General features: G+C 72.7%; 32 protein-coding genes. 19 read left to right on the top strand and 13 right to left on the bottom strand.

What is annotated here, in order from left to right; all coding sequences use genetic code 11:
* Positions 1-71: 71 nt before the first annotated feature.
* The 4 genes from ACQEVS_RS01045 (at position 72) to ACQEVS_RS01030 (ending at position 2,475) form a co-directional block, all read left to right on the top strand.
* Positions 72-335, top strand: a complete 264-nt coding sequence (locus ACQEVS_RS01045) for an Atu4866 domain-containing protein (RefSeq protein ID WP_433013783.1) — start codon at positions 72-74, stop codon at positions 333-335.
* A gap of 145 nt (positions 336-480) precedes the next feature.
* Entirely contained in the window at positions 481-1,239 is a 759-nt protein-coding gene (locus ACQEVS_RS01040) for an SDR family NAD(P)-dependent oxidoreductase (protein ID WP_433013780.1), read from the top strand.
* Positions 1,240-1,401: 162 nt separating this feature from the next.
* Positions 1,402-2,169 (top strand): SDR family NAD(P)-dependent oxidoreductase, encoded by a 768-nt coding sequence (locus ACQEVS_RS01035; RefSeq protein WP_433013777.1) that lies wholly within the window; start codon positions 1,402-1,404, stop codon positions 2,167-2,169.
* Positions 2,170-2,190: 21 nt separating this feature from the next.
* Complete coding sequence (locus ACQEVS_RS01030) at positions 2,191-2,475, top strand: hypothetical protein (protein ID WP_433013774.1); 285 nt, start codon at positions 2,191-2,193, stop codon at positions 2,473-2,475.
* 126 nt (positions 2,476-2,601) lie between these two features.
* Here the strand turns inward: ACQEVS_RS01030 and ACQEVS_RS01025 are convergent, their stop codons facing one another.
* Positions 2,602-3,393, bottom strand: coding sequence for an alpha/beta fold hydrolase (locus tag ACQEVS_RS01025; RefSeq protein ID WP_433013771.1), 792 nt, complete (start codon positions 3,391-3,393; stop codon positions 2,602-2,604).
* A 62-nt stretch (positions 3,394-3,455) separates the two neighbouring features.
* Here ACQEVS_RS01025 and ACQEVS_RS01020 point away from each other — a divergent pair, with 62 nt between their 5' ends.
* Both ACQEVS_RS01020 and ACQEVS_RS01015 read left to right on the top strand, forming a co-directional pair.
* The gene (locus ACQEVS_RS01020) at positions 3,456-3,875 is read left to right on the top strand and encodes a MarR family winged helix-turn-helix transcriptional regulator (protein ID WP_433013768.1); all 420 of its coding nucleotides are present in this window, start codon (positions 3,456-3,458) and stop codon (positions 3,873-3,875) included.
* Between the two features lie 249 nt (positions 3,876-4,124).
* Complete coding sequence (locus tag ACQEVS_RS01015) at positions 4,125-4,544, top strand: transposase (protein ID WP_433013765.1); 420 nt, start codon at positions 4,125-4,127, stop codon at positions 4,542-4,544.
* Positions 4,545-4,641: 97 nt separating this feature from the next.
* Here ACQEVS_RS01015 and ACQEVS_RS01010 read toward each other — a convergent pair whose 3' ends face one another.
* From ACQEVS_RS01010 to ACQEVS_RS00990, 5 genes are all read right to left on the bottom strand, one after another.
* On the bottom strand, positions 4,642-5,028 hold the full coding sequence (locus ACQEVS_RS01010; RefSeq protein ID WP_433013762.1) for a hypothetical protein: 387 nt from the start codon (positions 5,026-5,028) through the stop codon (positions 4,642-4,644).
* Entirely contained in the window at positions 5,018-5,230 is a 213-nt protein-coding gene (locus ACQEVS_RS01005; protein WP_433013759.1) for a helix-turn-helix transcriptional regulator, read from the bottom strand. Before ACQEVS_RS01005 ends, ACQEVS_RS01010 begins: the two co-directional genes overlap by 11 nt.
* A 148-nt stretch (positions 5,231-5,378) precedes the next feature.
* On the bottom strand, positions 5,379-5,531 hold the full coding sequence (locus ACQEVS_RS01000) for a hypothetical protein (RefSeq protein ID WP_433013756.1): 153 nt from the start codon (positions 5,529-5,531) through the stop codon (positions 5,379-5,381).
* Positions 5,528-6,190 carry a Mu transposase C-terminal domain-containing protein gene (locus ACQEVS_RS00995; RefSeq protein ID WP_433013753.1) on the bottom strand — a complete coding sequence of 221 codons (663 nt, stop codon included), beginning with the start codon at positions 6,188-6,190 and terminating at the stop codon, positions 5,528-5,530. The genes ACQEVS_RS01000 and ACQEVS_RS00995 overlap by 4 nt, the downstream gene beginning before the upstream one ends.
* An 18-nt stretch (positions 6,191-6,208) precedes the next feature.
* Positions 6,209-6,355, bottom strand: a complete 147-nt coding sequence (locus tag ACQEVS_RS00990; protein ID WP_433013750.1) for a hypothetical protein — start codon at positions 6,353-6,355, stop codon at positions 6,209-6,211.
* 86 nt (positions 6,356-6,441) lie between these two features.
* Between ACQEVS_RS00990 and ACQEVS_RS00985 the strand changes: the two genes are divergently transcribed.
* Positions 6,442-6,678, top strand: a complete 237-nt coding sequence (locus tag ACQEVS_RS00985) for a hypothetical protein (protein WP_433013747.1) — start codon at positions 6,442-6,444, stop codon at positions 6,676-6,678.
* Positions 6,679-6,754: 76 nt separating this feature from the next.
* On the top strand, positions 6,755-8,164 hold the full coding sequence (locus ACQEVS_RS00980) for an amidase (RefSeq protein ID WP_433013744.1): 1,410 nt from the start codon (positions 6,755-6,757) through the stop codon (positions 8,162-8,164).
* A gap of 173 nt (positions 8,165-8,337) precedes the next feature.
* Here the strand turns inward: ACQEVS_RS00980 and ACQEVS_RS00975 are convergent, their stop codons facing one another.
* Complete coding sequence (locus tag ACQEVS_RS00975; RefSeq protein WP_433013741.1) at positions 8,338-8,913, bottom strand: TerD family protein; 576 nt, start codon at positions 8,911-8,913, stop codon at positions 8,338-8,340.
* Between the two features lie 133 nt (positions 8,914-9,046).
* Positions 9,047-9,634, bottom strand: coding sequence for a hypothetical protein (locus ACQEVS_RS00970; protein ID WP_433013738.1), 588 nt, complete (start codon positions 9,632-9,634; stop codon positions 9,047-9,049).
* Between the two features lie 261 nt (positions 9,635-9,895).
* Here ACQEVS_RS00970 and ACQEVS_RS00965 point away from each other — a divergent pair, with 261 nt between their 5' ends.
* From ACQEVS_RS00965 to ACQEVS_RS00940, 6 genes are all read left to right on the top strand, one after another.
* Positions 9,896-11,386: an LCP family protein gene (locus ACQEVS_RS00965; RefSeq protein ID WP_433013735.1), complete on the top strand. Its 1,491-nt coding sequence runs from the start codon at positions 9,896-9,898 to the stop codon at positions 11,384-11,386.
* 116 nt (positions 11,387-11,502) lie between these two features.
* The gene (locus ACQEVS_RS00960; RefSeq protein WP_433013732.1) at positions 11,503-11,808 is read left to right on the top strand and encodes a hypothetical protein; all 306 of its coding nucleotides are present in this window, start codon (positions 11,503-11,505) and stop codon (positions 11,806-11,808) included.
* Positions 11,809-11,858: 50 nt separating this feature from the next.
* The gene (locus ACQEVS_RS00955; RefSeq protein WP_433013729.1) at positions 11,859-12,479 is read left to right on the top strand and encodes a class I SAM-dependent methyltransferase; all 621 of its coding nucleotides are present in this window, start codon (positions 11,859-11,861) and stop codon (positions 12,477-12,479) included.
* A gap of 117 nt (positions 12,480-12,596) precedes the next feature.
* On the top strand, positions 12,597-13,808 hold the full coding sequence (locus ACQEVS_RS00950) for a serpin family protein (RefSeq protein WP_433013726.1): 1,212 nt from the start codon (positions 12,597-12,599) through the stop codon (positions 13,806-13,808).
* A gap of 133 nt (positions 13,809-13,941) precedes the next feature.
* Positions 13,942-14,163, top strand: a complete 222-nt coding sequence (locus ACQEVS_RS00945; protein ID WP_433013723.1) for a hypothetical protein — start codon at positions 13,942-13,944, stop codon at positions 14,161-14,163.
* A gap of 181 nt (positions 14,164-14,344) precedes the next feature.
* Positions 14,345-15,133, top strand: coding sequence for a 2OG-Fe dioxygenase family protein (locus tag ACQEVS_RS00940; protein ID WP_433013720.1), 789 nt, complete (start codon positions 14,345-14,347; stop codon positions 15,131-15,133).
* A gap of 58 nt (positions 15,134-15,191) precedes the next feature.
* Here the strand turns inward: ACQEVS_RS00940 and ACQEVS_RS00935 are convergent, their stop codons facing one another.
* Complete coding sequence (locus ACQEVS_RS00935; protein WP_433013718.1) at positions 15,192-15,542, bottom strand: hypothetical protein; 351 nt, start codon at positions 15,540-15,542, stop codon at positions 15,192-15,194.
* Positions 15,543-15,817: 275 nt separating this feature from the next.
* Here ACQEVS_RS00935 and ACQEVS_RS00930 point away from each other — a divergent pair, with 275 nt between their 5' ends.
* Positions 15,818-16,210 carry a DUF5133 domain-containing protein gene (locus ACQEVS_RS00930; RefSeq protein WP_433013715.1) on the top strand — a complete coding sequence of 131 codons (393 nt, stop codon included), beginning with the start codon at positions 15,818-15,820 and terminating at the stop codon, positions 16,208-16,210.
* Here ACQEVS_RS00930 and ACQEVS_RS00925 read toward each other — a convergent pair.
* Both ACQEVS_RS00925 and ACQEVS_RS00920 read right to left on the bottom strand, forming a co-directional pair.
* Complete coding sequence (locus ACQEVS_RS00925; RefSeq protein WP_433013712.1) at positions 16,183-16,614, bottom strand: PRC-barrel domain-containing protein; 432 nt, start codon at positions 16,612-16,614, stop codon at positions 16,183-16,185. The two genes, ACQEVS_RS00930 and ACQEVS_RS00925, sit on opposite strands and share 28 nt — an antisense overlap.
* Complete coding sequence (locus ACQEVS_RS00920) at positions 16,614-17,420, bottom strand: PRC-barrel domain-containing protein (protein ID WP_433013709.1); 807 nt, start codon at positions 17,418-17,420, stop codon at positions 16,614-16,616. Before ACQEVS_RS00920 ends, ACQEVS_RS00925 begins: the two co-directional genes overlap by 1 nt.
* Positions 17,421-18,056: 636 nt before the next feature.
* Here ACQEVS_RS00920 and ACQEVS_RS00915 point away from each other — a divergent pair.
* Positions 18,057-18,734 (top strand): transglycosylase SLT domain-containing protein, encoded by a 678-nt coding sequence (locus ACQEVS_RS00915; RefSeq protein ID WP_433013706.1) that lies wholly within the window; start codon positions 18,057-18,059, stop codon positions 18,732-18,734.
* 106 nt (positions 18,735-18,840) lie between these two features.
* Positions 18,841-20,334, top strand: a complete 1,494-nt coding sequence (locus tag ACQEVS_RS00910; RefSeq protein ID WP_433013703.1) for a bifunctional phosphatase PAP2/diacylglycerol kinase family protein — start codon at positions 18,841-18,843, stop codon at positions 20,332-20,334.
* 19 nt (positions 20,335-20,353) lie between these two features.
* Here ACQEVS_RS00910 and ACQEVS_RS00905 read toward each other — a convergent pair whose 3' ends face one another.
* A complete protein-coding gene (locus ACQEVS_RS00905) occupies positions 20,354-20,701 on the bottom strand; it encodes an STAS domain-containing protein (RefSeq protein WP_433013700.1) in 348 nt (115 codons plus the stop codon).
* A gap of 356 nt (positions 20,702-21,057) precedes the next feature.
* On the opposite strand from ACQEVS_RS00905, the gene ACQEVS_RS00900 reads away from it, so the two are divergent.
* Positions 21,058-22,458: an FAD-dependent oxidoreductase gene (locus ACQEVS_RS00900; RefSeq protein ID WP_433013697.1), complete on the top strand. Its 1,401-nt coding sequence runs from the start codon at positions 21,058-21,060 to the stop codon at positions 22,456-22,458.
* Positions 22,459-22,503: 45 nt separating this feature from the next.
* On the opposite strand, the gene ACQEVS_RS00895 is transcribed toward ACQEVS_RS00900, so the two are convergent.
* Positions 22,504-24,825, bottom strand: coding sequence for a collagenase (locus tag ACQEVS_RS00895; RefSeq protein ID WP_433013694.1), 2,322 nt, complete (start codon positions 24,823-24,825; stop codon positions 22,504-22,506).
* A 295-nt stretch (positions 24,826-25,120) separates the two neighbouring features.
* Here ACQEVS_RS00895 and ACQEVS_RS00890 point away from each other — a divergent pair, with 295 nt between their 5' ends.
* Positions 25,121-25,822 carry a molybdopterin-dependent oxidoreductase gene (locus ACQEVS_RS00890; protein WP_433013691.1) on the top strand — a complete coding sequence of 234 codons (702 nt, stop codon included), beginning with the start codon at positions 25,121-25,123 and terminating at the stop codon, positions 25,820-25,822.
* Positions 25,823-25,890: the final 68 nt, after the last annotated feature.

Here is a 25,890-nt window from a genome sequence, read left to right as displayed (position 1 = left end):
TCGGTCGCCGCTGACCTGCGCAGACTCGGTGGAGCGGGAGGGACCGCACCGTTCGAGGAGAGGGGGCCGCCATGGCCGCGATCGAGGACGGCCACGTGGACGTGGTCGGTATGTGGGTGACCGAGGACGGGCACATTCGGCAGGAACTGCTGCCGGACGGCCGTTACGACGAGGCTCGCGGCGAGCGGGCCAGTGCGTACACCGGCCGTTACACGGTCACCGGTAGTCACCTGGACTACGTCGACGACACCGGGTTCACCGCCACAGGGGACATCCGCGACGGAGTGCTCTACCACGAACACCTCGTGCTGTACCGAGAGTCGAGCACGTCGTAGCACGGCGGTGAGCGTAGCGGGACAACGGGGTTCGGGCAGCGGCTGCTCCGGTCGGGGAGACCGACTCCTCGTGGGAGCGGGCCGACTGACGAGGCAGGCAGCAGTCGCTGACAGACGTATCAAACGCAAGGGAAGGACCGTATTCATGACCGGACGACGTCTTGAGGGCAAGGTGGCCCTGATCACGGGCGCGACCGGGGGGATCGGTGCGGCGACCGCCGAACTCTTCGCTCAGGAGGGCGCCCGGCTGGTGATCACCGATGTAGCCCGGGAACCCCTCCGGATGCTGGAGCGGCGCATCGAGGCGGGTGGCGCGGAGGTGGCGACCGCCCTCCTCGATGTCTCCTCCGCCCGGCAGTGGGAGGAGGTGACGGCCTTCGTACGCGATCGTTTCGGAGTGCTGGACGTGCTGGTGAACCTCGCCGGAATCGTGGACTGGCCGGGTATCGAGGACACGCGGGAGGAGGTGTGGGACCGCGTGATCGACGTGAACCAGAAAGGCACCTGGCTCGGTATGAGGGCGGCGATGCCGCTGCTGCGAGCGAGCGGCAACGCGTCGGTGATCAACACCTCGTCCGTCCTCGGCCTGGTGGGCAGCGGCGCGGCCGCGGCCTACCAGGCGTCGAAGGGCGCGGTGCGCCTGCTGAGCAAGACGGCCGCGGTCGAGTACGCCCGGCAGGGCGTACGGGTCAACTCGATACACCCCGGAGTGGTCGCCACACCGATGATCCAGGACCTCCTGGACGAGCAGGGCGACCAGCAGGCGGACATCCGGCGCACCCCCATGCGCCGAGCCGGCCGCGCCGATGAGGTCGCCCCCGCGATCCTCTTCCTCGCCGGCGACGACTCCTCCTTCGTCACCGGCTCGGAACTCGTCGTCGACGGCGGCCTCACCGCACACTGAACAACCCGCCCGCCGGGCGTCCACGACGCCTCCCGTGCGCACGCACGGCAAGCGCGCTCATCTCCCGTGCCGTCTGCCTAGCGAGTGCGCGACCGTACAGCAGCCCAGACAGTCGGCGCGGGAAACTGCGCGCGACCCTGACCTTCACGAGAGGACCTCATCATGACGCCCACCGCCGCGTCTGCCGAAGCACCCGAGTTCGCCGGGAAGACCGCCCTGGTCACCGGGGCCGCGCGCGGCGTGGGCAAGGAGACCGTGGCACTGCTCCACGCCCGCGGCGCCCGCGTCGTCGCCGTCGACCTGCGTCCCGACGTCACGACCCTGGGGGACGAATTCCCCGGCGTACTCGCGATCCGGGGCGACATCACGCGGGAGGAGACCGCCGTCCACGCGGTCCGCTCGGCGCTGGACGCCTTCGGAGGACTGGACATCCTGGTGAACAACGCCGGACGCACCCTGAACAAACCCGTCACCGAAACCACCGCCGAGGACTGGGACACCGTGATGGCCGTCAACGCCCGCGGATCCTTCCTCTGCGCCCGAGAAGCCTTCCGGGCCATGCGGAGCCGGGGCGGCGGGAGCATCGTCAGCACCGGGTCCTACGCCGGCACGGTCGCCCTGCCCGAAGGCGCCGCCTACAGCGCGTCCAAAGGCGCCCTGGCCCAATTGACCAAGGTGCTCGCCGTCGAAGGCGGACCATGGGGCATTCGCGCCAACCTTGTCGCCGCAGGCGTCATCGAGACCGACTTCCTCGACACGATCCGCCCCGACGGCCGCGCCTACCTCGCATCGTTCGCCGACGCCCAGCCCCTGGGCCGCGTCGCTCAGCCCGAAGAGATCGCCGAGGTTCTCTGCTTCCTCGCCTCGCCACGCTCCAGTTTCATCACCGGAGCCGTGGTACCCGCAGACGGCGGCTTCACCGCCGTCTGACGTGACGGGGCCGATCAGCCGTTGGTCGGACACACCTCCCTGCTTGCCGGATGGCGGGTTGCCGCGGCCCACGACGGCCACCGGCTGGAGCAGTTCATGCGGTCCAAGGGCCCGCTCCGGCACCAGAAGATGGTCACCCGCTTCCACCGCGCCGACCAGGGCGACGAGTTCGGCGCCCGGGACGCGCTGCCGGCCTGCCGCAAGAGCGTGGCCTCCATGGCCGAGATGCAGCGCGCGTGCGCGTTCGAGGCGATGTACCTCGTCGGCCGGGCAGGCGCATACCCAACAGGCGCCGTGAACCCGTAGACGGCGGCATCGCCACAACCGCGTAGGCCGCCGCCGCCGGACATCGGTCGCCGTGACAGTGGCCAGTTGCGATTCCTAGCTGGCGGCCAGTTGGCGGGGAGGCAACTGGCCGCCAACAGTTACTCACTATTGATGGAACGGGTTGCTCGTCTGGCGCAGGTGGGCGTCGATCAGAGCGAAGGTGGGCTCCGGTTGTTCGATCTGCGGAAGGTGGCCCGCCTTGGGGATCACCTCGAGTCGGCCGTTGCCGAAGGCGTCGGCGTAGGTCGCGCCGTAGGCGGGGGTGACGATGCGATCGCTCTCACCCCAGAGCAGGAGGGCAGGCGCCTGGATATGCCCGAGCTCATGCAGCAGCTTGGGGTTGTGCATGTAGGGGTCGCCGGCGAGGGTGCGCATGGTGGTCATGTTTATTTGTCTGCGCGCGAGTTCTTCTGAGGGGACGTCGGCTGGGTCGAGGTAGTAACGGTCCGAGTCGTGCCAGGAGTGCTCCGCGACGCCGCGGGCGTCAAGGGCGAAGAAGTCGGTGATCGGTTCCGTCTCGACCTCCACGCCGACAGCGTCGATCAGGACAAGGCCGGTGATGCTTCCCGTGCTGTCGCGTACGGCCATCTCGGCGGCTATCCAGCCCCCGAGCGAGGAGCCGATGACGAGAACGTCGCGCAGCCGGCGTTCGCGCAGGGTGTGCAGGTAGGCGAGGGCGAGGTCGTCGATGCCGGTGAGCCATGCGGGACGGTGGGTGCCGTCCCAGCCGGGGTGCACGGGCGTGAGGGTGTGGGCGATGCGGGAGAGGTGCTGGGCGAGGCCGGCGACTGTGGCGGGCCCTCCGCCGCCGTGCAGGATGAGAACCGGCCTGCCGGCCCCGGCCTCGGACAGAGTGAGGGACAAGTCGGCGTACGCAGCTGATGCGTCTTTGAGCATGCCCACCAAGGTAACTAAACATCCTTATATAAGCTAGCTTAGTTACGATGTAGACTTGCTCCATGCATGGTGAGCTGCAAGAACTCGGCAGAGCGGTCAAACAAGCCCAGTATCGACAGCATCGAGCACTTGACAGCGCACTCTCGGCCATCGGCACGACGCTGGCCCAGTGGGACGCCCTGCGCGCGATCAGCCGCTCACCCGGGTCGTCGGCCCGCGAGTTGGCCGCAGCGACGTTTCAGACCGAGCAAGCCTTCGGAACGCTCGTCGCCCGCCTCGCAGCGCAGGACCTCGTGGAGCGCCGACCGGGACACGGCCGGCGTATCGAGCACCACCTCACGCCCCTCGGCGGGCACGTCCTGACGGCCGGCCACAAGGTTGCCGACGAGGTGCTCGCCGACTGCTTCTCCGCCTTGCCCGACGCGGACCGCGCGACCCTGCTCGACCTACTACAGCGACTCACCGCAGAACGAGACACGTAGACCCGACCGCCAGGACACGCCTCCGGCGGGTGTACCCATCCCTCGCTGCCCGTTGGGCGGCCGCTTCGGTGCGGCCGGAAACACGCTCACACCGACCGAGAAGCACTGGCTCGAGGAGTACGCCGAGTTCGGGCGGTCAGGAGTACGCCAAAGCAAGACGATTCACCCGCTAACGTCCCCGGTACCCTCATCGGCCCGCCGACTCGAGCCTTTCAAGAGCAGCTATTTGAGCTTCTCAGGGCGGTCCGTGTGGCCGTCCAACCCTACGGCGGCAGTGGCGGATCGAGGGCCGCTGGGAGGAGATCCTCGCGGCTCTGCGGGCCCAGGAACGCGCCGGCCAGGGGCCGGGGGCCGACGCCGAGCGTCGGGATATTGGACAACCAGCGCCTGCGGGCCACCGAGAGCGGAGGCCGGCACGGGTACGACGGCGGCAAGAAGGTGGCGGGCATCAAGCGCCATCTCATGGTCGACACCCTCGGCCTGGTGCTCGTGGCCCGCGTCAGCCCGGCCGATGTCGGTGACCGGGACGGCGCCGCCGTGCTGTTGGCCCGCCGCGCGCACAAGTTCCCGCGGCTGCGGCACCTGTGGGCTGATCAGGGCTGTCGCGGCCGGGACTTTTCGGGCTGGTGTCTGTTCCCGTTCGTCGCTGCAGGACCGTCCGAGGTTTAGCCGGACGATGAGAGGATCGGCGGGTGTTGGGGAGCTCGGTGTGTGTCATCCGATCCTGCATTTCCCAGTCGCTGGTGCGGCAGGCGAGGGTGGCTTCTCAGGTATGCCGAGACCAGAACACGATGAACGCGACGTAGGTGATGGCGGCGGTGGCCACGAACCAGAAGTACGGATCGCCGTTCCGTCCGGATGCCAGCTCACCGATGAAGGCGCCGAGATTCCCCACGGTAAGCACCACGCCCGTGCCGGCCCAGGATCGCCCTGCGATCCGGGCGAAGCGCTCGTCGGGTTCCTTCTCGGTGAGGCCCTGGTAGGTCTCGCTCCGGCGTCCTAGCAGCACCAAGGCGAGACTGCAGACTGCCAGGATCCCGAACGTGACCAGGCCGAGAGCAAGGCGGCCTCCGGCAGTTGCGGCCACGAGGCAGGCGCCTCCGAGAACGAGAAAGAAACCGGGGACGGACCGCCTGGCCGTGTTACTGGTCATCTGCCGGGCCCTCATTGACATGAAACATCTCCTCAACGCTGACCTCGAAGAACTTGGCCATGGACAGGGCGAGCGGCAGGGAAGGTGTGTACCGCTCGGTCTCGATGGCATTGATCGTTTGCCTTGAGACCCCGAGGGCTGTGCCCAGTTGGCCCTGGGAGAGCCCTCGTGACGACCGCAGTTTCCTGACGCTGTTTCGCACGTGTAAAGCTTACTTGTCACCCCTCGGTCACTGTCAAGCTTGCTTTACAGGAAGGGTAGGGCCCGCACGGCGCCTTGGGCGTTCACCAACGGCAGGTCCGCGTGATATTCCCGCCGCCTCTCATCCTCCCGCGCCCGCTGCCGCCCGCTCAGCACGGCCCGTTCGGCGGCCGGCAGCAGCGCGGCGGAACGGTGGCGTGCTCGACGTAGCGGCGCCAGCCCTCCTTGGTGGTCAGCGGGGAATCCGGCGGGGCCTGCTCGCCGGGGTCAGTCGGCGACGTGACGGTCGCGGGCGCGCTCATATCCACCTTTCGGCTTCGGCGTGGGCGTCGAAGATCCCGAAGGGCACCATTTCCGCAGACGGCTCGGGGGCGGGCTCGGGGGCGGGCGTGTTCTCGGTCTCGGGCGCCGCAGCGGGTGCCGGGAGAGCGGCGGCGGCGCGGGCGCGGGCGATGACCCGCGCCGAGCGCAGGTCCGGTCCGTGCTCGGCCCGGGTCAGCAGCGCGTCCAGGACCCGGGCGACGGCGGCCTCGTTCGCGTCGTCCAAGCCGGCCGCGGCGGCCAGGCGCCGGGCGTGGTCCCAGGTGAAGTCCGCGAAGGGGGCGTTCACCAGCGGCAGGTGCCCCCAGGTCGCGGTGATCCAGCCGCCGGTGGTGCGGACGAAGACGCGGGAGAGGTCGTAGGGGTCATAGTGCACTTCCCACAGACTTCTCTTGGCCGCGTGGCCGGAGTGCTGGCGCCGCCACGGCCCCAGCTCGGGCGCGTCGTAGGTGCGGTGGCCGATGCGGATGCCGTAGTCGTTGATGGCCCGCCAGGCCACCGGCAGCAGTTCCAGGCAGTCCTCCCCGCGCAGCACCAGCGGCAGGTAGCCGGCCGCCGCGACCAGGGAGGCGTACTTGTCGTTCGGTGAGATCGCCTTCCCCGGACGGAACGGGTCGCGCAGGGCGTCGTGCGGCCGCATCTGCCACCCGGCCAGCAGTCATTCCTCCAACAGGCCCTGGAGCTCGGGGATCGTCCAGACGGCGGCCTGTTCGACTCGCTTGCCGCGGCAGGTGACGTCCCGGCCGGTGTAGCCGGCCAGGTGCTGGGCGAAGAGCGTGTTGATCTCGGAGAACGTCGCCTCCACGAATCGCCTTGTCCGTCGGCGTGCGCGGACGCGCCCGCTGGACGGAGATGCCCAGCCGCTCGCAGGCCCGCAGGAAGGTGTCGGAGATGAACACTTTCCCGCCGTCGATGACCACGGTGTCCGGCACGATCACCGGTTTCGCGGTGGCCTGTTCCATCCGCGCGTCGATGCCTACCAGGTGCCGGTGCGGCATCCGCGAGGCTGCCATCCGCAGCGATGCGGACCAGCCCGGCCGCATCGGCTCCGGGACCGGCATCCGCGCCAGCAGCAGCGAGGCGTGCCGCTACCGGCGACTGTCGAAGGACATGACTTGGAGCCCCTAACAAAATGACCTTGAGCAATGGCTGCTGTGGGTTCTGCGCGTATCGTGATCTCGCTGTGCAGCGGAAGGGGGTTTCGGTGGGCGAGAACGAGATCTATTACCGGGATGCGACCGAACTGGCAGAGCTGATCCGCAAGCGGAAGGTCTCCGCGGTGGATGTGGTACAAGCGCACTTGGACCGCATCGAGGCGGTCAACCCGAGGGTCAACGCCGTCGTGACGGTGGCCGCCGAGCAGGCGCTTGCTGCGGCGTGTGCCGCCGATCGAGCGGTGGCTGCGGGCGGCACCGTGGGTGCGCTGCACGGTGTTCCGTTCACGGTCAAGGACGCGCTGGATGTGGCGGGAATGGTGGCCACGCGCGGCTCGTCGTTGTTCCGGGACCGTGTTCCCGTGAGGGACGCGACCGCAGTGGCCCGGCTCCGGTCGGTCGGCGGGATTCCGCTGGCCAAGACCAACCTGCCCGAATTCTCCTACTGGACCGAGACCGACAACTTGATCATCGGCAGATCCCGCAACCCCTGGGACAGCGAGCGAACTCCGGGCGGATCGAGCGGCGGAGAGTCGGCCGCGATCGCCGCCGGGATGTCGCCGCTCGGGCTGGGCAGTGACGTCGCCATTTCGGTGCGGGGGCCGGCCCATGACACCGGCATCGTCGCACTGAAGGCGACCCGGGGACGGATACCGATCACCGGACACTGGCCCGAGGTTCCCCGCCGCTACTGGCACGTCGGCCCGATGGCCCGAAGCGTGCGGGACATCATGACTGCGTTGAACATTCTCGCAGGGCCCGATGGCATTGACGGGTACGTACGGCACGCGCCGAAAGATGTCGGCCGGCCGAGCGACGTAGCCGGGCTGCGGGTGGGCTGGGCGACCGAACCTGCCTTCGGCCCAGTGGATCCCGAGGTGACAGCCACCATCATGGAAGCGGCCGACGCGTTGCGGGCGCTGGGCTGCAGCGTCGAGCCGGCTCCACTGCAGGGATTGGAGGACCTCGACGGGACCGCGCTGAGCGCAGTGCTGTTCACCGCTGAGGTCGTGCCGTACCTCCGGCGGGTCGTAGTCGGCCGCGAGTCCGAGTTGCACCGCGTCATCCAGCGGACGATCAGCGCGCCGGAGGTGACGGCGGCTGACTATATCGCCGCGCAGCAGCAGGTCGAGGCGCTCAGTTCCCTGTTCGCCGGATACTTCGAGTGCTACGACGTGCTGCTGTGCCCCGTGTGTCCCATCCCCGCCCCACCGCACGCTCGGTCGAAGTTCGATGTCGGAGACGTCACCGTCCCGGCACGCGGCATCATGCGCGCGACCGTTCCGTTCAACCTCACTGGCCTCCCCGCGCTGTCGCTTCCCTTCGGGGCCACCGGCGAGAAACTGCCGATCGGCATCCAGCTAGTCACTCGCTGGTACGACGAAACGACCCTGCTGCGACTCGGTGCCGCACTCGAGACCGTCAGCCCCGTGCGGCACCGGCGCCCCGAGCTGACCTGATGCGCGGGTGACCGGTTGCCGTGGGTGGCATGACCAACTCTGCCGGACCGGCGGCCGTTCGCCCATCAGGGATCGCCCTGATCGCGCGCCGGTGCCCGCCTTCCCCCTGTTGTGCGCACCGCTCCGCCACCGGTCGTCGGTCGTCGCCCCAGCCCCCAGCCCCCGCCCCCCGCTCAGACCCTGACGCCGTAGTCCTGGGCGATGCCCGCGAGGCCCGAGGCGTAGCCCTGGCCGATGGCGCGGAACTTCCATTCCGGGCCGTGGCGGTAGAGCTCGCCGAAGACCATGGCGGTTTCGGTGGAGGCGTCCTCCGTCAGGTCGTACCGGGCCAGTTCGCGGCCGTCGGCGCGGTTCACCACGCGGATGAAGGCGTTGCGGACCTGGCCGAAGCTCTGGCCGCGCTGGGCGGCTTCGTAGATGGAGACCGGGAAGACTATCTTGTCGACCTCGGCCGGCACCGCCGCCAGGTCGACCTGGATCTGCTCGTCGTCGCCGTCACCGCCGCCGGTCAGGTTGTCGCCGGAGTGGACGACCGAACCCTCGGGGCTCCGCAGGTTGTTGAAGAAGACGAAGTGCCCGTCGGACGGCACCTTGCCGCGGGCGTCGCACAGCAGGGCGGAGGCGTCCAGGTCGTAGTCGGCGCCGGTCGTGGTGCGGACGTCCCAGCCGAGGCCGACGGTGACGGCGGTCAGACCCGGCGCCTCCTTGCTCAGCGAGACGTTGCCGCCCTTGGCCAGGGTCACTGCCATGAACTTCCTCCAGGTGATGCTCGATCGGCCGGATTGACGCCGCGGGCCAACCCGACGCCGCGGACAATCCCAAGGTGGGACCCTATAGTTTCGCACTTGCGCAAGCAAGAAAACGATCCATTCCGGTCCGGCGTCACTCCGGGCGGCCCGCCTCCTCGATCTGATGGCGGAGGAACGGCAGCACCCCGCGTTCCAGCAGCGCCCGCCGCCAGGCCGCCCGCGCTTCCGCCGCGCGCTCGCCGCCCGAAGAGGCGGGTCGCGTCCGGCGGTTGCGCACCGCGATCACCAGGACGGCGACGATCCCGAGCAGGACCGCCGTGGTCGCCACCGCGACCGCCGTCCAGCCGGCGGCCTGCAGCCCGCGCGCGAGCCGGGCCTGGACGCCGAGGAGGCGGAAGCCGTACCCGAGGACGAGGAACGCCGCCGCCGCGGCGGCCGCGAGGGCCGGGATGAGAACGGCCAGGGCGCCCAGTCCGTTCCCGAGCGGTGACGGCGCGCCGCGCCGGCGCGACGAGCGGGCCTCCAGATAGGTGCGGTACTCGGGGATCGCGGCGGCGGCGATCTCCGCGCGGGACTCCAGCGCCCAGGCGCGGAGTCGGCCGGCGGAGACGGCGGTCGTGGCCCGGAGCGCCTCGGTGATCGGGGGCGAACTCAGGCCCTGTTCAAGGACGTCTTCGAAGTCGGCTCGGTCTTCGGTCCGCGTGGGGTCGGCGCTCGGCATGCGCGGTCCTCGTCGTCGCAGAGGGCGGGGCGGGCGGTGGGCAGCGGGGCGGGCCGGCGGCGGGTGCGTCGGGGGCGGGCGCCAGGCCGGTCGAGCGGTCTGCCCCGGACATTCCTACCCGCCGGGCGGCCCGTCGAAGTCCCGTACGCGCACCGTGCGGAGGCGCGCACCCCGCCCGGGCGCCACCCGGTCGCGCCGTCATTCATACTTGCTATATTGCGCAACCATGAAAATGTGGAGGAAGCGGATGAAGGTGTGCGTATGACGCGCGCCATGAATGCCGGGCGACACGGCGGCCGACGGCGGACGACGCGGTTGAAGCGGCGGCGCCGTGGCCGTATACGCGTCCTCGCGGCCTCGGCCACGACCTGCGTCCTCCTGCTTCTCGCGGGCGGCGTGTGGTTCTACTGGCGGCTCGACGGCAACATCGACAGCTTCGACGCCGGAGGGCTGTCCAAGAACCGCCCCGCCGAAGGGCAGGGCGGCTCGAACGTCCTCGTCATCGGCTCGGATTCACGCTCCGGGGCCAACAGCGCGCTCGGCGGGGGAGAGGGGGACGTCGGACGCTCCGACACCGCGTTCCTCCTGCACGTTTACGCCGACCGCCGGCACGCCGTCGCGGTCTCCATCCCCCGGGACACCCTGGTCGACATGCCGCCCTGCCGCCTCCCGGACGGGACGTGGACCGAACCGAAAACCGGCGCCATGTTCAACTCCGCCTTCTCCGTGGGACTCACGGCCAAGGGCAACCCCGCCTGCACCCAGAACGTGGTGGAGAAACTCACCGGCCTGCGGGTCGACCACACCGTCGTCGTCGACTTCGCCGGATTCGCGGCCATGACCTCGGCCGTCGGCGGAGTGCGGGTGTGCATGCCCAACGACGTCTACGAAGGGGACCTCAACCCCCACCGCGGCTCGCGCGGCGAGCGCATCTTCGCCAAGGGGCCGCAGGACGTGTCGGGGCAGAAGGCCCTGGACTACGTGCGGTTGCGGCACGGCCTGGGCGACGGCTCCGACATCGGCCGGATCCGGCGTCAACAAGCGTTTGTCGGCGCCCTCATCAAGAAGGTGAAAGGCGAGGGCTTCGACCCCACCACCCTCCTGCCGCTGGCCGACGCCGCCACCCGCTCCCTGACCGTCGACCCGGGCCTCGACTCGGCCCGGAAGCTGCTCTCCTTCGTCATGTCGCTCAAGAACGTGGACCTGCACGAGACCAAGTTCGTCACCGTGCCCTGGCGTTACCAGGGCAACCGGGTGGCGATCGTCCAGCCCGACGCCGACGCGCTGTGGGACGCGCTGCGGCACGACCGCACCCTCGACGGCAAGGAGACCGGCGGCCGGAAGCCGAAGCCCTCCCCGTCGCCGTCCTCCGGCGCCGGGATCAGAGTCGGCGTCCGCAACGGCACGAACGTCCCGGGCCTGGCCGCCAAGGCCGCCGACGCGCTGCGGGCCGCGGGCTTCACGGTCACCGGCACCGGCGACGCGTCCTCCCGTGAGCGCACGACCGTCGTCACCTACGGCCCGGGCCTCCACGACCGCGCCCGGACCGTCGCCGACCGCTTCCCGGGCGCGGAACTGCGCTCCGCCCCCACACCGGGAATCGACGTCACCCTCGGCACGTCCTACGCCTCCCACCCCGCGACGGGCACCCCCTCACCCTCCGCGTCGGCACCCACCACCGTCCCCTCCCGGGTGACCGACGAGGCCCGCTCCGCCGACGACGACATCTGCTCGCACATCTCCTATGGGTGATCAGGAGTCGTGTCTCGGCCCTGAACACCCATTGTGCCCGGGCGTATTGCTGCTCGTCCGCCCGCTTCCCCTCCGCCCCGCGCCGGTGCAGACTGGACGGCGGTACCGGACCGCCCGTGTCCCGGCCCGCCCGCGAGGGCGGCGGAACGCGGCGGCCACGCACGACGCCGGTAGCCGGGGGGTGGTGCCGGACGTCGACGGCCTCGGCGTACGCGAAGGAGCACGGCGCGCGGTCCGGCACGGCCGACGCGCGCCGGACCGCCGTGTACGACTTCATCACCCACGATCTGTTCGGGAACCTGCTCTCCGCGCTGCTCATCACCGCGAGTGCCCCCGCGGCCCGGAGACTGCGGGACGGGCTGCGGAACGCCGTGACCGCCCGCCGCCCGCGCCGCCGTCACAGGCCGCAGGGCGGCCGGTGACCGGGCACGGCCCGCGCGACGCCGTCAACGGCCTTTTAGAGTACGGCGGTATGCGTGACGAGACGTCCACCGAACCCCCGCCCCCGCCCGGTACCGCCGGCTACGGCGAAGCAGCCGGCACGCTCGCCGAGCAGTACGAGAGCGTGGACTTCGCCGAGGTGCACCGCGACGTGCTGCACCTGTTCCCCGAACGCCCGGGGGCCGTCCTCGACATCGGGGCGGGCAGCGGACGGGACGCCGCCGCGCTGGCCGGGCGCGGCCACCGCGTCGTCGCCGTGGAGCCGACGGCCGCGCTCCGCGCGCTGGGCCGGCGGCTGCACGCGGACCAGGAAATCGAATGGGTCGACGACGCCCTGCCCGGGCTGCGGACCCTGCGGGGGCGGCGATTCGACCTCGTCCTGCTGACCGCCGTCTGGATGCACCTCGACGAGGAGGAGAGGCCGGCGGCCATGGAGACCGTGAGCGGCCTGGCCGGCCCCGGCGGGCGAGTCGTCCTCTCCCTGCGGCACGGTCCCGTACCGCCCGGGCGCCGGATGTTCCCCGTCACCGCCGACGAGACGGCGTCCCTGGCCCGCCGGTACGGACTCGCCGCCCTCCACCGCGCGCCCCGCGGCGACCCGCTCGGCCGGACGGACGTGACGTGGAGCCACCTGGTTCTCGAACGGCCGTGACCGGGCCGCCTCGTCGGATGCCGTACGCGGCGGAACCCGCCGGAGACCCGAGGCGTCCCCGACCTTCGCCACGTCCATGAGCGACCAAGAGTCCGCGAGTGAAAGAGGGGGTACCCGGTGCCGACCGGACCCGACGAAGAATCGATACGCTCCGTCAACGACCTGACGGCGCACTGGGCGCGCCTCGCCGTCGGACCGGGCGAAGGGCGCGGAACCGTGTTCTCCGCGGCCGCCGTCTGGCCGTTGCTCGCCCTGCTGGCGGCGGGCGCGGACGGCCCGGCCCGCGCCGAACTGCGCGCCGTCCTGAACCTGCCGGGAGCGGCCGACGCGGCCGGACAAGGCCGCCGGATGGTCGAGGTGCTGCGCGCGGCCGACGGCGTCGACGCCGCCGTCGGACTGTGGACGAGACGGGACATTCCGATCCGGCCGGCGTGGGAGGCGCGGCTGCCCGACGGGGTCCGGGGCGAGCTGACCGGCGACCCCGAGCGGGACGGCCGCGCGCTCGACGCCTGGGCCGCCGGGCACACGGACGGCGCCATCCCGTCGATGCCCGTGCCGACCGGCCCCGACCTCGCCATGGCCCTGGCCGGCGCCCTGCTCGTGCGCACCCGGTGGACAGTGCCCTTCTCGGAGGGCCGGCTCACCCCGGAGACCGGCCCCTGGCGGGGCCGCCGACTGGCCGGCCTGTACCGGAGCGGCGGGGACCAGGACGCGGTCCGCGTCGCTCCGGACACCCCCGCCGGGCCGCTGACCGTCGCCGAGATCCGGGGCGACAACGGCCTGGACGTGCACCTGCTGCTGGCCGCCGAAGGGGTCTCGGGCGCGGACGTCCTCGCGGCCGGACCGGGCGTGCTCACCGGGGACCACGCCACCGTCCCCGGCTCCGCCCTGCCCTACGGCAACCCGGGCCCCGGTGTCACCGTCGCCGACGAGACCGGCTGGGACGACCGTCCGGTCCTGGTGACCTCCACCGCCCGGTTCACCGTCCGCGCCGAACACGACCTCCTCGAACGCCCGGGGGTGTTCGGCCTGCGCACGGCCGTCGACCGGTCCACCGGGCACTTCCCGGGCATCAGCCCGGTGCCGCTGGCGGTCTCGTCGGCGCGGCAGAACACGGTGGCGGCGTTCACCGCCCGCGGGTTCGAGGCGGCGGCCGTGACCGCGTTCGGGATGGTCCGGGCCAGTGGTGTGCCGATGCGGCGCTCCCGGCGCGTGACCGCCTGTTTCGAGCGCCCCTACGGCTTCCTGGCCGTGCACCGGGGCTCCGGTCTGATCCTGGCCGCCGGCTGGGTCGCCGAGCCTGACGAGGCGCCCGACCGCTCCTGGTGACACCTCCGTGGCGTCCCTCGCGTCCCCGGCCGCCTGCCGCCAGCCTCCCGACCGGCCCGAGATGCGGCCCGGAAGGCGGGCGTGCACGCTGGAACGACGATCTCGACGTCTCCCGACGAAAGGGTGAAGGAGCATGGTCGTCCAGAAACTGCACGAAGCCGGCCTGCGGAGTGAACACGCCTACTGCATGGCCTTCGGCTCGATCGCCCTGACCGTGGTGGCCTGGGCCGGGTCGCTGAAGGCGGAGAGCGCCGGCACCGCCCGGGCCGACCGCTGGGGCATCTTCGTCGGCGAATGGGCGCCGACGTTCTTCACCCTCGGCCTGGCGCTGGCCCGCTACGAGGACCGCGACTGAGGCTCCGGCCGAGGCCCGGACCGCGAGGATCCCGGCCGAGGCCCGAGCCCGGCCCGCAGCGCAGTACGGCCGCCGGGGAACCGTCCGCGCCCCACGGGCGGTTCCCCCACTCGACGGCCGGGTGCGGCCACCGCTTCCCGCCCGGCGGGAACGGGCCGCCGACCGAGGGAGGCGACCACCCGTGGACCATGTGACCGACGCAACCGACGCGACCGCCCGGCCCGGTGACCCGGCGCCCCCGTCCGGCACGGAAGCCGACCCGGTGGAGGCCGCCCGGCGGGCCCTCGGCACCGAGGGCGTGTACCTGCTCACCGCGCCCGACGTACGCGCCCGTCTCGACGCGCGGTCCGCCGACGGACGCTGGGCGGCGTTCGCCTCCCACTGGGACCGGCTCGCCCCCGACCCGTACGCCGCCGCGCGCGGCACCCGACGGCTGCGCCGCTACGGCCAGTTCGCCGTGACGCCGGCCACCGGCACGATCCGTCCGCTGGACCACGTCCCGTTCGTACAGCCCGACCGCAGCAACCCGCTCTACGTCGGCGTCGACCGCCACTTCGAGCCCCTGAGCCCGGAGTTCACCGCCGACCCCGTGCTGCACGCGCTTCTCCGGCTGCTCGGCCGCATGGCCACCGCCCTGGACACGGCCACCGAATGGAAGGCCAACGTCCACCCCTTCCGCGTCGTCGCCTCGGCCGACGGCGACGGGCAGCCCACCCCCGAGGGCCGGCACCGCGACGGTGTCACGCTCGTCTCGTCCCTCGCCGTCGCCCGGCACAACGCCACCGGCGGCGAGAGCGCCGTGTACACCCCGGACGGCGACCGGCTGCTGGCCGTCACCCTCACCCAGCCCGGCACCCTGCTCCTGGGCGACGACCGGGCCACCCTCCATGAGGTCTCGCCCGTCCGGCCCCTCGACCCCGGCCGTCCCGCCGTCCGCGACGTGCTGGTGACGACCCTGGTGCCGGCCTGATCCGCCGCCCGCATCCGCGGCCCGCCGGCGGTCGCGCCGTCAGGGGCCGCCATCCTCGTCAGGGGCTGTCGTCGCTGAGACCGCAGATCCAGGCCAGCGCGTCGTGCGCGCCCTGGGTGTAGAGGGCGGCGGCGGCCGGCTGCGCCGGATCGTCGAGCTGCACCACGGCCGCGTCCACCTCGGCCATCAGCGTCTCCATGCTCACCCCGCCGTGCGGGGTGGCACCGGTGACGGGCGCCCCGCCGGGCGCGCCCAGCGCCCACCGGTAACCGGCCGCGGCGCCACGGGCGTACGGCCCGTCCCGGCCCGGCCCGTCTCCCGCCCGGATCCTCCGGTAGGCCCGGGCCACCTGGCGACGCGTCCGCGCCCCCGTCAACAGTTCTTCCACGGCTGTGAGTTCCCCGCTCATGCCGGTACGTGTATCCGCGAGACCGGAACTGATGCCCTCGGCGGAATGCCCTTTGTGATCCTTACCGGGCGGGACGGGACTCACGGAAAACACGGTGTTCCAGAGGCGTGAGGGCGCCCGGTGGCGACGGGGAAAGGACGGCACCGACGACGAAGCGGAAGCCACCGGTGAACGAAAGCGGAAGCCACCGGCGAACGAAACCGGAATGAGCCGCGGGATCCGGGGCAGGCGCTCCCTGGTCGGTACGCCTGCCCACATCCTTCCGGGAGGAATCCATGCTGCTCGCCCACCCCGCCGTTCTCCGCGACCTCGTCGAGCGCCACACGGCACTGCAGCGTTCCGCGACCGCACGACCGGCGGACCCGGCGGTCCGGCGGCAGCTGGCGGACGTGACCTACACCCTGTGCGTGAGCACCGGGACCCGCGACATCGCCGACGCGCTGCGGGCCGCGCGCCGGCGGCTGGCCGACGAGCCCGGTGCCCGGGACGCGGTGACGGGCGCCGGGGCCGTGCCCGGGGTCGCCTCCGGCGCCGTCGACGCGGTCCTGCCCCGGCAGGCCGCCGCGTCGGTCCCCTCGGCGGCCCGCGGGGTGCGGCGGACGGCGGACCGGGCCGCCCGCCCCGAGGGCCGGCCGGCCGGTCACTCCGCGCGGACCACCAGGGCGTAGTCGCCCAGTCCGAGCAGCCGGTGCCCGGACACGTTCCCCTGCGTCGTGTGCACCGTTCCGATGCGCCCGGTCGCGGGGTCGAAGGCGACGTCCTTGACGGTGCCGTGCTCGTCACCCCGGTCGGTGAGCACCCGGCGGCCCAGGATCTCGTGGTGGTCCGGCTCCCGCGCCACCACCGGTTCCGCGGCCGAGCGGACGATGACCGCGTCCGGCCCCACCGCCCGCACCAGACTCCAGGGCAGCCAGGCCCGGCCCTTGCGGGCCGGGCCGCCGGAGCCGGACAGCCGCAGATGACCGATCAGCCCCAGCGGGGCCTCGACGGCCAGCGCCTCGACGGTGCCGATCTCGGCCGCCTCGTCGGCCGTCACGACGGGCAGGCCCTTCGTCCCGCTGAACAGCATCATCACAGGTGCTCCTTTCCTTCCGCCGGGCCGACGTCCGTCCGCTGCCCGTGCCCGGCGTCCGTCCCCGGCTCGCCGTACGGCCGCTGCTCGCCGTACGGCCGCTGCTCGCCGTACGGCCGCCGCGCGTGCCCGGCGTCCGTCGCCGGCTCGCCGTACGCCCGCTGCTCGCCGTACGGCCGCTGTTCGGCGGGTGTCTGCTGCTCGACGGGTGTCTGCTGCCCGGCGTACGCCCGCTGTCCCGCGGCCGACGCCCTGGCGGCGAAGATCTCGACCTGCGTGGTGAAACTGGGCAGGTCGTCCGCCACGAAACGGGGCGCGTCGGAGGGCACCACCAGCGCCCGTCCGGAGACGGCCAGCGCCTCGCCCCGGGGCACGAAGACGCTGTTCCGCCCGTGCTCCCGGTGGACGAACGCCTCGGTGGCGGAGATCCGGAAGCCGACCACGCGCCCATCCGGAGCCACCACGACGTCGAGCACGCTGCCCGCCTCGACGCCCTCTTCCGTCAGTACCTTCGCCCCCGGCACCGCGCCGTGCGCCGCCTCGCCCGAGGCCACGACGGCCGCCGGCTCGGCCAGCGCCTCCCGGCCCGGGATCATCACGGCGTGCCGGCCCAGCGCGTGCACCGAGGACCACGGCAGGCTCTGCTTGAGCGGCCCGGCCAGCAGGCCCCGCCCATTGAGCGTGAACCCGGTGATCTGCCCGGCCGCGCCGTCGAAGACCGTGTCCTTGATCTCCGCGACCACTTCCCCGTCGAGGGTCACCACCGGCCTCTTGGCCAGCTCGGACGCGAGCATCAGCGAGTCCACCGCGTGCCTCCCCTGCCCGCCCGGTGCCCGCGCCGCACCACGATCACCGTTCCGGCCCGCCTCCGTGCCTGCACGCCCGCCAGGGCGCCGGCCACGACGAGCAGGCCCACGGCCGCAATGATCAACCAGCTCCACCAGAGCATCGTTCACCTCCCGGTCTCACAACCGTCCATGCGGTTGACGCCCATCGCTGCCGGCTCCACGCCGCCGGTGGGCACCGGACCGCATGCCCGCTCCACCCCGGGCGATGCGCCGCAACCGGCGTGACGGAGCGGGAAGTTGGCGCGCGCGGCGGGAACACGCCGTCCCGTGGCGCCGCGCGCGGTCGCCCCGCGCGGTCCGTATGCGCACCCTCGCGCTGGGTGATCCGGAGGGTCCTGAGCTGTGAGGCCGCGCATAGGGCCTCGATCACATACGGGTTTCTTTAGTGCTGTGCGTTCCCGCATTTCCCGGGGATTTCCGGGTCTTTCATGACGCGGTGAACGATGTGGGGGAGTAGGTCACAGTGCTTGTCGGGGTTTTTCGCCGCCGCTAAGAATGGGTGGACCGCACGGCGCCGTCCGACCGAGAACGGCGCTTTTCTTTGCGCCGGTCCAGGCCCGTGGCGGTTTCCCGATCCGAAAGGTTCACCTCTCCATGCGTTCCACTCACTCCGGCTATACCCGTCTGTCGAAGGTCCACAAGTTCTCCGCCGCCGGTCTCGGTGCCGCGGGTGCCGCCGCGGTCGCGTTCGCGGTGGTCTCCGGTGGTACGGCCGTGGCGGACGCGCGTCCGGTGGTCAAGCCGGTGGCGTTCGAGGCCAAGGCGTTCGCGGGGCAGGGCCAGGGCGAGGCGGCGCGTCACGCGGACGAGGCCGCGGCCCGGGCGAAGACCGAGGCGGCCGCCAAGGCGAAGGCCGAGGCGGACAAGGAGCGGGCCGGGAAGCAGGCCGCGAACCGTTCCACCACCCGCGAGCCGGTGCGGAAGCCGGCCGCCGTGGCGCCGAAGGCGTACGGGGACAATCTGGAGGGCTGGATCTCCCAGGCCCTGGACATCATGAAGGCCAAGGGCATCCCGGCCTCCTACGACGGCGTCAAGCGCAACATCATGCGCGAGTCGACCGGCAATCCCCACGCGATCAACGACTGGGACGTCAACGCCGTCAACGGTGTGCCGTCGAAGGGTCTGCTGCAGATCATCGACCCCACCTTCAAGGCGTACCACGTCGAGGGCACGTCCTGGGACATCTGGGACCCGGTCGCCAACATCGTCGCGTCCTGCAATTACGCGGCCGACAAGTACGGCTCGATGGACAACGTGAACTCCGCCTACTGACGGAGAGCCCGAAACAAAACGCCGGAGGGCGGCGGCACCGGAAACCGGATGCCGCCGCCCTCCGGCGCGTCCGCATCATCGTTCCCCGCCGGGGTAGTCGTGGCGCATGCGCAAAGCGGTGAGTTCATGGGACGAGGCGGCCTTCCGCGCGGTGGCGACCCGGCACTGGCCCGGCGCCGACCGCGTACTGCCCCGGTTGTCGCGCAGCGCCGACCGGGGTCTGCTGTGGTTCGGTCTCGCGGCCGGGGCGGCCGTGGTGGGCGGCAGGCCGGCCCGGCGGGCGGCGCTGCGGGGTGCCGCGTCGCTCGCCCTGGCCTCGGCGACGGTGAACACGATCGGCAAACGGTCCGTACGCCGCACACGGCCCCTGCTGGACGTCGTGCCCCTGGTCCGCCGGCTGGCCCGCCAGCCGATCACCACGTCCTTCCCGTCCGGGCACTCGGCGTCGGCCGCGGCCTTCGCCACCGGCGTCGCCCTGGAGAACCCCGGCTGGGGACTCGCCCTGGCGCCGCTCGCCGCGTCGGTCTGCTTCTCCCGCGTCTACACGGGCGTCCACTACCCGGGTGATGTGCTCATCGGGGCGGCGCTTGGCGCGGGTGCCGCGTTCGCCGTACGCGGCTTGGCGCCCACCCGGCGGCAGCTCGCGCCGCCCGCCCGGCCGCAGGCGGACGCCCCCGCCCTCACGGAGGGCAAAGGGCTGGTCGTGGTGGCGAATCCGGGGTCGGGCCAGCGGCTGACCGAACGCCCGGACGTCGTCGATCCGCTGCGCTCCGTCCTGCCGCGCGCCGAGTTCCTGACCGTCGGTACCGACCCCGACGGACCCGGCCCCTCGCTGGAGGAGGCCCTGGAGGACGCGGCGGACCGGGCGCGGGAGCTCGGGGGCGCGCTCGGCGTCCTGGGCGGCGACGGCACGGTCAACGCCGCCGCGGCCGTCGCCCGGCGGCACGGGCTGCCCCTGGCCGTCCTGCCGGGCGGCACCCGCAACCACTTCGCCTACGACCTGGGCATCGAGACCCTCGGCGACGCCTGCCGGGCCGTCGAGTGCGGGGAGGCGGTCGCCGTCGACATGGTGCGGGTCCGGGGCGGGATGGAGCGCGACGAACGGTGGTTCCTCAACACGTTCAGCGTCGGCGCCTACCCGGAGCTCGTCCGGATCCGTGAGCGGTGGGCCTCCCGGATCGGCGCCTGGCCCGCCGGGATCCTGGCCGCCGTGCACGTCCTCCGCACCGGCCGGCCGATCACCGTCGAGATCAACGGCCGGCGCCGGCGGGTCTGGACGGTCTTCGCGGGCAACTGCACCTACCGCGGCCTCGGCGCGGCCCCCGTGCGCCGTCACGACCTCGCCGACGGCGTCCTGGACGTCCGCATCGTCTCCGCCGGCCGGCTGGCCCGCACCCGCCTGCTGACGGCCGCCCTGACGGGCGGCATCCGCAGCACCCCCGTCCTGAGCACGGCCCGCCTGCGACGGCTGCGCGTCGGCGGCCTGCACTCCGGCGCGCACTTCGCGTACGACGGCGAGACCGCCCCGGTGCCGGGCGGCCTGACCCTGGAGAAGGAGAACGAGGCCCTGGTGGTCTACCGCGTCCCCACCGGCCCGTGACGCGCGCGGCGCGCCCCGCTCAGGCGGCGGGCACGGGACCGAGCACCGCGTCGGCGCCGGTCACGGACAGAAGGCGGGCGACGCCGCGCTGCAGCGGCCCCCGTACGACGAGCGCTGCCCCGGCGTCCGCGGCCTGCAGCCGGGCCCACAGCAGGGCGTTCAGTCCCGTGCAGTCACAGAAACTCACCTCGGCGAGGTGCAGGTCCAAGGCGCACGGGTGGTGCTGCCCGAGGCAGGCGCAGATGGCCCGGCGCAGTCCGGGCGCGGTGCCGAGGTCCACCTCGCCCGTGAGGCGAATGGCGGCGCGATCACCGTGGAGATCCACGCGTGTGCGCAGACGCCGTGCCGATGGGTCGGGGTTCTTCATGTGCCGCTCCCAAGGAGAGCCGGTTGGCGGGCAGGAGACATGCTCCTCCCTTCATTGTCGTCACCCATAAGCGGATCCATCTTTCGGGCGAGTCGACACGATGGTCCTTTCCTCGTACGAACGGTGCGCCGTCGACCGTATGGGGCCGCTTCTTGACGGAGCGTAGGGAGAGCGGACGGCGTCGCGCCCGCTCGTGCCCCCAGGCGAGAACGGCGCTGCGCGCCGGGTCCGGTGGCGACTCTCCGGCCATCCGTCCGGAGCCGCCCCCCGGGGCGCACACGGCCGGTAGCGTGGCTCCGTTCGGGGGAAGGAGCCCGTCCCGCCGTGGAGCGGGGTGGCCGGCGTTGGGGGTTGACGTGGGGGAGACGGCTGGGGTGCGGGGGCGGCGCGCGGTGGTGGTCGGGGGGAGTCTGAGTGGGCTGCTCGCGGCGCGGGTGCTGGCGGAGCACGCCGATGCGGTGACCCTCGTCGAGCGCGACCGTTATCCCGACGGGCCGGAGCACCGGGCGGGGCTGCCGCAGGACCGGCATACGCACGTGCTGCTGGAGAGCGGGCGGCAGGCGCTGGACCGGCTGCTGCCCGGGGTCATGGACGAGTTGCGCGGGCACGGCGCGCCGGCGATCGGGATGCCCGACGAACTGCTGCAGTGGCAGGCCGGGCGGTGGTACCGGCGTACCCCCGCCACCATTCGTTTCGTCAGCGCGTCCCGCCCACTGGTCGATTGGGTGGTGCGCCGCCGGGTGCTGGCCGATCCCCGGATCCGGCTTGTGGAGGGGACGGAGGTCACCGGCCTGGTCGGTGACGCCGACCGGGTGCGGGGCGTCCGGCTGCGGGCCCGGGGCGCCGGGCGGGCGGGGGAGGAGCCGGGCACGCTGGCGGCCGACCTGGTGCTGGACGCCTCCGGCCGGTCGTCCAAGGCGCCCGGGTGGCTGGCGGAGCTCGGCGCCGAACCGGCCCCCGAGGAACGGATCGACACCGGACTCGCCTACGCCACCCGCTTCTACCGGGCGGGCGGCAACCTGGACGTGCCGTTCCGGGGGATCTACATCGTCCCCGACGCCACCCAGCCCTACGGCGGGCTCATCCTGCCGATGGAAGGGGACCGTTGGGCCGTCCTGCTCTCCGGGCTCCGGGGCTGCGAACCGCCCACCGACGACGCCGGGTTCAGGGCCTTCGCCGACCACCTTCCGCACTCTGTCTTCGGTGAGTGGATCGACAAGGCCGAGCCGCTCGGCCCCGCCCACGGCTACCGGTCGACCGCCAACGTCCGCCGCCGCTACGACCGTCCGGGCCGCCGTCCGGCGGGCTTCCTCGCGGCCGGGGAGGCGCTGTGCGCCTTCAACCCGGTCTACGGGCAGGGCATGACGGTGGCGGCGCTGAGCGCCCTGGCCCTGCGGGAGGCACTGGAGGACACCCGCCGCGTCCCGACGACCCGGCGGGTACAGCGGGCGCTGTGCGCGACCGTCCGCCCGCCGTGGGACATCTCCGCCGGCGGCGACCGGCTGCTGCCCACTGCCGTCGGGAACGCGACCGGGATCCGGGCCGTCGACCGGCCCGGCGCCTGGTACATGTCCCGCGTTGTCGCGCGGGCCACCGGCGACCCGGTCGTCGGCGCCGCCTTCCGGGCGATGACGGCGCTCGTCGTACCGCCGTCCGCCCTGTTCGCGCCGGCCGTCGCCCGGTCCGTCCTGCTGCGCCGCGCGCCGCAGGCGCCCACCGAACCGCCGATGGCCACGGAGGCCGACGGCGGACGGTGAGCGCGGTCGGCGGCCGGGGCGCCGACCGCCGACCGCACGTGCCGGTCAGCTGCGCAGCGGCCCCTCGCAGGAGTAGTCGGCGGTCCCGCCCCGGCCGTCGGACCAGACGTCCACCGGGCCGAAGGAGCAGTTCATCTCCTCCAGGTTGGGGGAGACCGGCCGGGCCCGCTCCAGGATGAAGTAGTCGACCGTGCCCGACATGTCGCGGAACACCCGGTCGGGGTCGGCGGCGTCCGTGAGCCGTGCGGTGATCCGGCCGGTGCACACGAAGCGCCGCACCGACGGGTCCGGGCCGGCGGCGCAGGCGGGCGTCAGTGAGGTGGCCGAGGCCAGTGAGGTGCTGACGGCCTCGGGAGAGGTCTCCCGCAGGCGGTCGTTCGGGATGACGTCGGTGCTGGGCACGTACAGCCGGTCCACCTCGGCGATCCGTCCGTCGAGGAAGGCGTCGTAGGCGCGCTGGAGCGCCGCGTCCTTGCCCGTCCGGTCGCGCCACGCGTCGAACCCGGCCGGGTCGTCCGCCCGCAGCAGGCCGTACATCTCGCGCAGCAGCGACGGCCGTTCCGTCCAGAGGAACTCGAAGAAGGTGCCCGCGTAGTCGTAGAAGCGGAAGCCGTCGCCGTCGTACGTGGCGTGCAGCAGCCGGTCGACGCTCATCCGCGGGCCGCCGTTCGCCGTGTCCCTGATGACGCCCCGGACCAGCGACTTGCGCACCTTGACGCCGTCGCCGCGGGTGGCGCCGGCGAAGAACTCCGCCGTGCCCTCGTCCATCGCGGTGGTCCGGTCACCCTGGTACCAGGGGCCCTCGCCGAACAGGCCGGGCACGGCCCACCGGCCGTTGAGGTAGTGGGTGTACTCGTGCCGGAAGAGCTCCTCCAGGGTGAGCGAGGAGTCCTGCGGGACGCGGCGCTGGTACGTGTAGAAGGTCGCGCCCTGCTCGATGTACATGCCGCCGTTGTTCGTGCTCAGCCCGGTGAGCAGCGGCTGGAAGTCCTCGTACTGGGCGCGCGAGGCGTAAAGGACGATGTTCAGGGTGGAGTTGACGTCGCCGGTGAGCGGCTTGTCGGTGCCGAGCACCCGGAAGAACTGGGCCTTGACCTGCTTGCTCGCGTAGTACAGCCGGTCGACCGTGGCCCGGTCGAGGGCGGTGCGCACCTTCATGCCGCCCCCGTCAAAGGTGTAGGTGACGGGGAAGAGGCGCCGCTCGATGTCCGGCTTGCAGACGCTGTAGGCGGCGCAGGACCGGTAGTAGACCAGCCAGCCCGCCGCCTTGGCCCACGGTGAGCCGAGCGCGCCGAAGTTCCGCTCGACGACGGGCAGCAGCGCGCCGAGGCCGGACACCGTCTCCTTGCGCAGCGCGTCGACCTCCCCGAAGCGGCCGTACTCGCCGATGGCGTCCCGCACCACCCACTCGTTGGGCGTGCCCTTCAGGTGCGTGTAGCCGGCGAACTTGCGGAACGCCTCGCGGTAGGCGGCGTTGCCGGTGACGACGGTGCGGAACGCGGTGTCCTTGTTGCCCGGGTACAGACCCAGGTAGTTGACGGACAGCCCGGCGAGCGCGGCCCCGGCCCAGGACGGGTCCTTGTACGTCGTGGTGTGGTACGGGTCCATGGTCGCCAGGACCTTGCGGATCAGGCCGAGTTGCGACTGGCGCAGGCCGGGGCCGCTGCCCGCGTACAGGGCCTCGCGCAGGCTCTCCGCGTTGGAGCGCGTGACGTCGAAGCTGTGGGCCGCGCCGCCGAAGGCGTTGATCGCGCGGCGCATGGCCTCGGTGGTCGGCGGGTCCGTGACGTCGATCTCGGAGTGCGAGAAGTCGTGGTACACGACGGCGTGGAGGTAGGTGAGCATCTCCAGCAGGTGGCTGCCGTTCCGGCCATCGTGCCGGGGCGCGAGGGCGGATATCCGGCGGGAGACGGCCTGGACGTGCGCCTTGGACATCACGGGGGCGAGCCGGGCGTCCCAGGTCCAGATGAGGGTGCGGAGGCAGCCGTCCGCGGTGACGGCCGGGTCGGCGAGGAAGTCGGCGAACGCCTCGGGCCCCAGGCCGGTGATGCCGTCGAGCGTGCAGGGCGCCAGGCCCGGGCGGGGCGTCGTGCCCGGCCCGGCGGGCGTACGGGCGCCCGCCACCCGGCCGTCGGGGAGGCTGCCGGGGGCCGGCAGGGGGCGGGCGGCCGGGCGGGGTGCCCGGGCGAGGCGGTCGGCCCGGTCGTGCCCGGAGTCCGGACCGGCCGCCTCCGCCGTCGTCTTCGGGGCCGGCCGGCCGGGCGAGGCCGCGGGCGCGGCGACGGCCGAGGGAACGGCCGGGGCGAAGAGGGCCGCGGCGAGGGCGCCGGCGGCCAGGGTGCGGCGGACAGGTCTGTGTCGGGACACCGTCGTCTCCTGAGTGGGGGATACGTGGGGGGATGTGGGGAGAGGGCCGAACTGCCCCTTGGTGCGGGGTGCTTGGGGGAGGCGGCCGACGAGCGCTGTGTGATGCGTAACGTAGTAATGTGACATTGCATTGACAAGACGTCGGGAAGGAAGTGGCCCGGGAGGCGGTCGGCGCCCGTGGTACGAACCGGCGCCTACCGGCCCGAAGGGCACGGATCCCGGAGGCTGCGGATCCCCTCTCAAGGACCGCGGATCCCGAAGGGCGCCGGCCCGGCCCCGGTGGCAGCCTGGTCCCATGAACCCCACAGACCCTGTGAGCACCGGGGGCGGGGGACGCGGGCACGGACCGGACCGGCCGCTGCCCCCCGGCCAGCACGTCACCGCCTTCGAACGCTTCGGCCCGCCGCAGTTCGCCCACCGCCACGTCGCCGTCCCCGAGCGGCCCGTCCTGGCCGTGGGCGGCGACGTGGCCCAGCCCGCCCAGTTCGACCTCGACGACCTCCTGCGCCGGGCCGCCCCGCGCCGCACCCGCCACGGCGACCTGCACTGCGTGTCGACCTGGAGCGCGCGGGACCTCACCTGGGAGGGCGTCCCCTTCCACGCGGTCGAACGGCTGATCGCCGAGACCGTCCGGCCCCACCCGCGCGCCCGCTGGCTGCTGGTCACCGGGCTGGACGGCTACCGCGACTGCCGGCGCCGGGCCTCCGGGGACGACGGCGTCCTGCTGGCCGACCGGCTCGACGGCGAACCCCTGACCGCCGCCCACGGCGCGCCCGTGCGGCTGGTGGCCCCCGAGGAGTACGGCTACAAGAGCGTCAAACACGTCGTCGCCCTGGAGTACCGCCGCCGCTACGCCGCCCCCTCCACCCGGCTGCTCCAGCACCCGTACGGGCGGGTGGCGCGGGAGGAGCGCAGCCGGTTCCTCCCGGGGCCGGTGTGGCGGCGGCTGTGGGCGTTGGCCCTGCCGTGGATGCGGCGGTGCTACCGGAGGTCCTGATCCGGCGGCCGTCCGCCTTCCGCGTCCCTCAGCGTCCGCCTTCCGCGTCCCCCCACCGTGCGGTGCCG

This window comes from Streptomyces sp. CA-181903, from assembly GCF_050937075.1.
Classification (GTDB): domain Bacteria; phylum Actinomycetota; class Actinomycetes; order Streptomycetales; family Streptomycetaceae; genus Streptomyces.
This window is presented reverse-complemented; position numbering and strand designations above follow the sequence as displayed.

Coding starts and splice junctions, on each gene's coding strand:
- ACQEVS_RS01000 (WP_433013756.1), bottom strand. CDS start 5,531: ATGAGCGCGCCCGCGACCGTCACGTCGCCGACTGACCCCGGCGAGCAG.
- ACQEVS_RS00930 (WP_433013715.1), top strand. CDS start 15,818: ATGCTGCTCGCCCACCCCGCCGTTCTCCGCGACCTCGTCGAGCGCCAC.
- ACQEVS_RS01045 (WP_433013783.1), top strand. CDS start 72: ATGGCCGCGATCGAGGACGGCCACGTGGACGTGGTCGGTATGTGGGTG.
- ACQEVS_RS00905 (WP_433013700.1), bottom strand. CDS start 20,701: ATGAAGAACCCCGACCCATCGGCACGGCGTCTGCGCACACGCGTGGAT.
- ACQEVS_RS01035 (WP_433013777.1), top strand. CDS start 1,402: ATGACGCCCACCGCCGCGTCTGCCGAAGCACCCGAGTTCGCCGGGAAG.
- ACQEVS_RS00965 (WP_433013735.1), top strand. CDS start 9,896: ATGACGCGCGCCATGAATGCCGGGCGACACGGCGGCCGACGGCGGACG.
- ACQEVS_RS00910 (WP_433013703.1), top strand. CDS start 18,841: ATGCGCAAAGCGGTGAGTTCATGGGACGAGGCGGCCTTCCGCGCGGTG.
- ACQEVS_RS00995 (WP_433013753.1), bottom strand. CDS start 6,190: ATGCGGCCGCACGACGCCCTGCGCGACCCGTTCCGTCCGGGGAAGGCG.
- ACQEVS_RS00955 (WP_433013729.1), top strand. CDS start 11,859: ATGCGTGACGAGACGTCCACCGAACCCCCGCCCCCGCCCGGTACCGCC.
- ACQEVS_RS01025 (WP_433013771.1), bottom strand. CDS start 3,393: ATGCTCAAAGACGCATCAGCTGCGTACGCCGACTTGTCCCTCACTCTG.
- ACQEVS_RS00925 (WP_433013712.1), bottom strand. CDS start 16,614: ATGATGCTGTTCAGCGGGACGAAGGGCCTGCCCGTCGTGACGGCCGAC.
- ACQEVS_RS01010 (WP_433013762.1), bottom strand. CDS start 5,028: ATGACCAGTAACACGGCCAGGCGGTCCGTCCCCGGTTTCTTTCTCGTT.
- ACQEVS_RS00915 (WP_433013706.1), top strand. CDS start 18,057: ATGCGTTCCACTCACTCCGGCTATACCCGTCTGTCGAAGGTCCACAAG.
- ACQEVS_RS01020 (WP_433013768.1), top strand. CDS start 3,456: ATGCATGGTGAGCTGCAAGAACTCGGCAGAGCGGTCAAACAAGCCCAG.
- ACQEVS_RS00890 (WP_433013691.1), top strand. CDS start 25,121: ATGAACCCCACAGACCCTGTGAGCACCGGGGGCGGGGGACGCGGGCAC.
- ACQEVS_RS01040 (WP_433013780.1), top strand. CDS start 481: ATGACCGGACGACGTCTTGAGGGCAAGGTGGCCCTGATCACGGGCGCG.
- ACQEVS_RS00970 (WP_433013738.1), bottom strand. CDS start 9,634: ATGCCGAGCGCCGACCCCACGCGGACCGAAGACCGAGCCGACTTCGAA.
- ACQEVS_RS00985 (WP_433013747.1), top strand. CDS start 6,442: ATGAACACTTTCCCGCCGTCGATGACCACGGTGTCCGGCACGATCACC.
- ACQEVS_RS00935 (WP_433013718.1), bottom strand. CDS start 15,542: ATGAGCGGGGAACTCACAGCCGTGGAAGAACTGTTGACGGGGGCGCGG.
- ACQEVS_RS00975 (WP_433013741.1), bottom strand. CDS start 8,913: ATGGCAGTGACCCTGGCCAAGGGCGGCAACGTCTCGCTGAGCAAGGAG.
- ACQEVS_RS00945 (WP_433013723.1), top strand. CDS start 13,942: ATGGTCGTCCAGAAACTGCACGAAGCCGGCCTGCGGAGTGAACACGCC.